This window comes from Burkholderia sp. KCJ3K979 (genome assembly GCF_016759955.1).
GTDB lineage: Bacteria > Pseudomonadota > Gammaproteobacteria > Burkholderiales > Burkholderiaceae > Burkholderia > Burkholderia orbicola.
Genome location: NZ_JACFYV010000430.1, coordinates 1 through 1,208 on the forward strand (window position 1 = coordinate 1; position 1,208 = coordinate 1,208).

Genomic DNA, 1,208 nt, shown 5'->3' on the forward strand with positions numbered 1-1,208 from the left:
GAATTGGGATATTGCGAAGGAATTTCCACTTGGGTATGATGAATCGCATGACACTTTTGTGACAGTTATCCAGCTCGATGCATTTATGTAAATTGTTTGCGTAATCGTTGTCGAATTTTTTGTCATGGAGCCCCGCTATTTTTGGGTGGTGCTCGCTCACGCTCGCGTTTATGTGCGACCGGACATTGTTCGCTCATTTTGATGACGGCCAGAAATTTCCTGAGAGATTAGACGTTACAAAAATGAAAAACCCGGCTTTTACGTTCGGAAGCAAGGCTTCCACGTTGGCGACTCTTGCCAACCTCATCACTCATGGTCGTGTTTTGGACCAATGCGCATTTACCGTCCACGATTGGCGAGAAAATGCGGATGCTGTCGAGAAAGAAATTGTGCGTCGCTTCGGATGCATTCCACTTATCGTTCGCTCCAGTGCATTGTCTGAAGACACCGGGACTTCGTCAAACGCAGGGAAATACTTATCGGTAGGTAACGCTGTTGGGCTCACGTCTGTCAGAGATGCGATCGAGCGAGTCATCAAGTCTTACGGATCCGCGCTTGATCATGATGAAGTGTTTGTTCAACCAATGTTGAACTGTGTTCGGAGATCGGGCGTTGCCATGACGCGAGACCCCGAAACTGGGGCGCCATACGCTGTAATCAATTACACGGAGAGTAGCGACACCGCAGCTGTTACATCCGGGGCAGGTGAAGTTCGAACCGTCATCGTGCATTCTGGTATTCAAGCACGCCTCTCGTCGCCGGTGGCCGCGATCCTACCACTTCTCGATGAACTGATCGAGATCACAAATAATGATGCGCTTGACGTTGAGTTCGCGATGGATGAAGCAGGAGTCGTGCTCCTGCAGGTCCGGCCGATGACGACCGTAAAATCCAGCCCGGCGCCGCGACTCCATGCCGCCTACATTCTCGAACAAATCAATTCGACCTTGCCGACGGTTAGCGCACGAAAGCACAACACGTTCAGCGTGATGTCGGACTGGAATCCGGCTGAAATGATCGGCATCAAGCCTCGATCGCTTGCATATTCTCTTTACCGCGAACTGATCACGCGGATGAACTGGGTGGAGTTGACCCTGTAATACCGGACACAGCATCACACTAAGGTTGCTGAATCCATCGAGCGCCGGAACTCGCGAGGCGAGCGGTATTTCAACGCGCTATGGGGATGCTTCTCGTTGTAATGCTCG

Annotated in this window: 1 protein-coding gene; it reads left to right on the forward strand. The window is 51.3% G+C overall.

Annotated features, from left to right (window positions below; all coding sequences use genetic code 11):
• The first annotated feature begins 242 nt into the window (after window positions 1–242).
• Window positions 243–1,100, forward strand: coding sequence for a PEP/pyruvate-binding domain-containing protein (locus H3O04_RS35410; protein ID WP_202589521.1), 858 nt, complete (start codon window positions 243–245; stop codon window positions 1,098–1,100).
• Window positions 1,101–1,208 lie beyond the last annotated feature (108 nt).